General features: G+C 32.9%; 4 protein-coding genes. 3 read left to right on the top strand and 1 reads right to left on the bottom strand.

The window, feature by feature from the left end:
• Positions 1-779: 779 nt before the first annotated feature.
• Positions 780-1,256, bottom strand: coding sequence for a hypothetical protein (locus Q0975_RS28235; RefSeq protein ID WP_299444313.1), 477 nt, complete (start codon positions 1,254-1,256; stop codon positions 780-782).
• 351 nt (positions 1,257-1,607) lie between these two features.
• On the opposite strand from Q0975_RS28235, the gene Q0975_RS28230 reads away from it, so the two are divergent.
• The 3 genes from Q0975_RS28230 (at position 1,608) to Q0975_RS28220 (ending at position 4,327) form a co-directional block, all read left to right on the top strand.
• Complete coding sequence (locus Q0975_RS28230) at positions 1,608-2,270, top strand: DUF4303 domain-containing protein (protein ID WP_299444310.1); 663 nt, start codon at positions 1,608-1,610, stop codon at positions 2,268-2,270.
• A 204-nt stretch (positions 2,271-2,474) separates the two neighbouring features.
• Complete coding sequence (locus Q0975_RS28225; protein ID WP_299444307.1) at positions 2,475-2,879, top strand: hypothetical protein; 405 nt, start codon at positions 2,475-2,477, stop codon at positions 2,877-2,879.
• A gap of 410 nt (positions 2,880-3,289) precedes the next feature.
• Complete coding sequence (locus Q0975_RS28220) at positions 3,290-4,327, top strand: hypothetical protein (protein ID WP_299444305.1); 1,038 nt, start codon at positions 3,290-3,292, stop codon at positions 4,325-4,327.
• The last annotated feature ends 297 nt before the right edge of the window (positions 4,328-4,624 follow it).

Genomic DNA, 4,624 nt, shown 5'->3' with positions numbered 1-4,624 from the left:
TCAAATAGTTTGTCTTCGCTAACGCTACGCAAACGATTTAACCAACGACGCTTAAGCTCATCTTACACTTAGTGTTATGGCGCATACTCTAGATGTAAAAAGCTGTACGCAACCAGAACTCAACAGCGGACGAAAGGCGAATCAGTGATCTGAGCTTATTTTTGGAGGCTAGTACCGAATCCAATGAAAAAAGCGATGAGAAAAATCAAAAAAATAAGGAGGATTACGGAGCAAAACGCAGGGAAAAATCGCTTTTTGAAGGCTAATCCGAAAGAAATTGCGAAAAAAGGTCGGTGATTTTTGGTTTGGTTAGCGATTAATCCAAAGGCAAAAAGGCAATCGCGGGGAGGAAAAAATAACAAAACGGATCATTACGCAAGTGATATTGCCTTGTTGCAGCGTATTTGCCAAGTACAGGCTTGTAAAAGTGGTACGCGCCATAACACGATGTATGAAATCAGGGCAGTTAGGTCAAGACCAATGGCTGGTTTTTGTTTGCAATGGCGCTGATTTTTAATAAGTTTACAATAAATTAAAAACAAACGCAGTTGGATCGATTGGCATAGGCATTTTTGCGGGCCCCGATTCATACATCAAGCGTTGGCATTCATTGCGAAAAAAATAGTTGTATTCAGTAATTTATGATTTGTATTAATTTTATACGTATAAAATTTTCTAATCAAAATAATTAAATGCATAAATTTCGTTACAAATTAATTGTGATAAAAAAACTAACCTACGTTTATAAATAAATATGTGGGTTTGTTTTTAGAGAGACACTATTGCCTCACATAAATTCTGTTTAGTCCATCAGTGTGAATAAGTTCAAGAGTATTCCCAACAATTTCCCAATTTAAAGAAGTTCCGGAAGCTTCCAATTCCGCAGTAGTATAGTCTCTAGTTGAATTCTCTGTAGGGTTAGTACATCCAGTGATTTCAACTTCTCCTCGATTCATATTAGAACTAACATTCGTCTCATCCCCTGTAAAAGTTCCCACTAAAAAGAGAGTATAATCACACCCTGTACTGCTAACAGTAAAGGATATGTCAGACCGATAACCACCATCTGAATCAAAACTTACCTTTGAAGTGCCATCTAGGTATCCAAAACCACTAATCGCTACTCTATTCGAAACCCAAGTCCCATAAAGATCGGCGTGAACATCAGTAACTTCAACTGAATCATCATCACTACTACATGATACAAGGAAAAACACCACTGTTAAAAACATAGAAAGATTTAATACTTTTTTCATAAAATGTCTATTTATTTGATTAAATACAAAATTAAATAATAATTTACTGAAATTTAAGCGTATAAATACCTGTTTAGTTTGGATGCAAATTTTATAAAGTAATTTACTTTGACAATTACCGCAATAAAAAAGATAAAATTCATTTCTTTCTCAAATGCTAAAAAAAGAAAACCTAACTAAACCGAATAATTTGAACTATGAAAAACTACGAAATGCCAACACCATGTATAATTAATTGCTTGGTTTTAGTCAATTTACGAAAGTCCTCGCAGACTTTCTATCTGTGTTTTATTTACTAACTTTAGTGCTTAAAACAAGCAACTAATCATACACAAACACGTTAGGCTTCATATGAAAACAAGTAAAATAAAAAATAAAATTCTTGAGATTTTTGATAATTCCAAATTATCTGAACTACTAACTTCAGCAATTAAATCATCTTTCAATTCAATATTAAAACTGATAAAAAACGAAGAACTATACTCATTTGGAATATATACTTCAGGTGAATATAATTATATTGAAATAACGGGGAATACACATGAGGGACTACACGATAAATCTTTGGAATATGCCAAAATAGATTCATATAAAAACAGAACTATTAAGGAGTTAGAAATGGAATTAAAATGGTCTCCTTGCGATTGGAAGTATCATTGTAAAGTAGAAATTCCTGATTCAGATACTATACAATCTTTTTTAGATGAAATCTTTGAATTAAGTGATTTGTTATATGACTCGCTATCTGATAAAGATGAAGCTTTAGAGATGATAGATAAACTGATCATATCTAGATTTAATAATCTTTTCGTCTCAATTCTCAAAAATATGACAACAATCAGTGGTGGTTACGAAGAGCTAATCTTTGGAGTTTGGAAAGGTGATCAATCGGAAGAAGAAAGAGAATGGTTCATTTCAAAAATTAACTCTGAGGATAAAACAAGTAAATTTAAAAAGGAATCTGAAATCGGATATCAAGTATATTTCTCAAAATTAAAAAATTACGAAGCCTAACAATGTATAAGAAAACATAGGGCTTTTGCGCTTAATCGAAAGATCTGTGCTTATTTGCAAAGTAGCCAACTATAAAATTTGACATTTATGAGAAAAAAGGTAAAAGCAAAATATTTATATTTGGCTTAGTACCAATCCGAAACGTATCGCTTATCACCTGCCCTACGTTTCTTATACTAAACGTTAGGCACAATTAGATAAACTATGAAAGTAAGATTAATGTTTATAAGCTTGAGTTTGTTATTTGTACTAAATTCGTGTTGTTTCGAAGCGAAAGAAAATCATCTAGGGAATAATATTTATCTATCTGAATACGACAACGTGGATTTACGGATTCTTTATCAAAAAGAAAGCTGTGCTCAATCTGGTGTGGAAATAGTTCCGATGACTATTCTCGAAATAGCACATAATTCTGAATGGATTATTGCAAAATCAGGGAATAAAAGAAGTAACTCGGATTTCAAATACTGGATTATTCAAAACTCATACTCGAATACACCGGACGCTGAAACGGTTAAATTGAATACGAAAGGCCCTTTGGATAAAAAGGCTTTTGAAAATTTAATTATGGAAAGGTCAATTGAATTGGAATTGAAAAGTATAAAATAACAAAAGTGCCTAACACGATATATGTGATCATAGCAGCTAAGTGATCAATCGAATGGTTGTTGTATTTTTGGTAAGGCGCAATGCTTGCAGAAAGTAAAAGTTAGCAACCAATGCGCAGAAAAGTCGAAAAGCAGGGTAACATTTTGCTCTGCTACGACACATATATTAAACGTTACCCAACATTAAAAAAAACATACTTTGTAAAAAGAAAAAGACAGTAATTAAAAAAACTAAATCATTGAAAAATATAATTACGCTTTTACGAGAAAAAAGTAGCACATTAATGTATACCAATTATTTGGTTTAGAATGTAAATTGTACCAATGCAAAATTTAAATAGGTGTGTTTATTATTTATAAACATCCTAAAAAAGTATCTTACCATTTTTAAAATCAAAAAACACTAAACTAATGAAAAATATAATTACACTTTTAGCACTTATAGTGGTTACAATCACTTTTGCACAAGCACCAGAGGGCTTTAATTACCAAGCTGTAGCAAGAGATGCTATGGGAGATATTATTGTTAATACAACAATTGGAGTTGAGTTTCAGCTACATGAAACAACTATTGATGGGCCCGTTATTTATACAGAAACACATAGTCCTACAACAAATGCTTACGGTATTTTTAATTTAATTGTTGGCCAGGGTACAAGCACAGATACTTTTAATTTGGTAGATTGGGCAACGGATTTACATTTTATAGAAACGAGTATTGATCTGGCAAATGGGAGTACTTATGTAACCATAGGAACAACCCAATTATTAAGTGTTCCTTATGCTTTACACGCAAAAACAGCAACCAATGGAATTACTACAGCACAAGCAACTATTTTAGGAAACACAAGTGGAACTAACACTGGTGATCAAGATATTACAGGTATTACTTCTAATGCAGTTTTAATAGCAGCCTTAGAAGTTAGAATTACAGCTTTAGAAAACCCACCACCAGCAGTAGGAGGTTTTAGAGAAGGAGGTATTGTATTTTGGATAGACCCTATGGATAACACCAAAGGTTTAGTAGTAGATTTAAATGATTTAGCACTGGCACAGGCAGAATGGGGATGTAATGGAATAGATATAACAGGAGCAGATGGAAGTGCTATAGGGACAGGCGCACAAAACACAATGGATATATTAGCAGCAGGTTGTGGAGGAGGAGCAGCATTATGTAATGCATCTACTAATGGAGGGTTTAACGATTGGTTTTTACCAAGTACTGATGCAATGACAGAAATTAGTAATAACATAACTACAATTAATGCAGCAATAACTTTAAATGGAGGAACAGTTATTAATACTAGTACTGGATTTGAAGGTAGCTATTGGACTAGTACGGAGGTTAATTCGGACAAAGCGCTCAGCTTTTTTTTCGTCAGTGGTAGTTCGAGCACCTTCTTCAACAAGTTCGTTGGGCTTAGTGTTCGAGGTGTTAGGGCTTTTTAACTATTAAAACCGCTAGCAGTCAATTTTAAGAAAAGCCAAGAAAAATATTTTTCTTGGCTTTTCTTTTTTTTAACATTGGAAATAACAGAAAACGTTGGGTAACAACATGTATAATTAATTGCTAGTTCTAGCCTACTTATGAAATCCGTCGCGTGCTTTCTACTTGTTTTTTATTTACTAACTTAGTTACTTGAAATACGCAACTAACCATACACAAAACCGTTCTAAGCCATTACCGAAATTTGGAAATTGAAAATAAAATATTATTAGTATTGGATTTAGATGAAACTCTAATTC

The organism is uncultured Aquimarina sp. (assembly GCF_947500065.1).
Classification (GTDB): Bacteria; Bacteroidota; Bacteroidia; order Flavobacteriales; family Flavobacteriaceae; genus Aquimarina.
Note: the sequence above shows the minus strand (reverse complement) of the source record. Positions and strands in the feature narration are given on the sequence as shown.

Excerpts from the sequence above, each read along its gene's own strand:
- Q0975_RS28220 (WP_299444305.1), top strand. The coding sequence starts at position 3,290 with ATGAAAAATATAATTACACTTTTAGCACTTATAGTGGTTACAATCACT.
- Q0975_RS28230 (WP_299444310.1), top strand. The coding sequence starts at position 1,608 with ATGAAAACAAGTAAAATAAAAAATAAAATTCTTGAGATTTTTGATAAT.
- Q0975_RS28225 (WP_299444307.1), top strand. The coding sequence starts at position 2,475 with ATGAAAGTAAGATTAATGTTTATAAGCTTGAGTTTGTTATTTGTACTA.
- Q0975_RS28235 (WP_299444313.1), bottom strand. The coding sequence starts at position 1,256 with ATGAAAAAAGTATTAAATCTTTCTATGTTTTTAACAGTGGTGTTTTTC.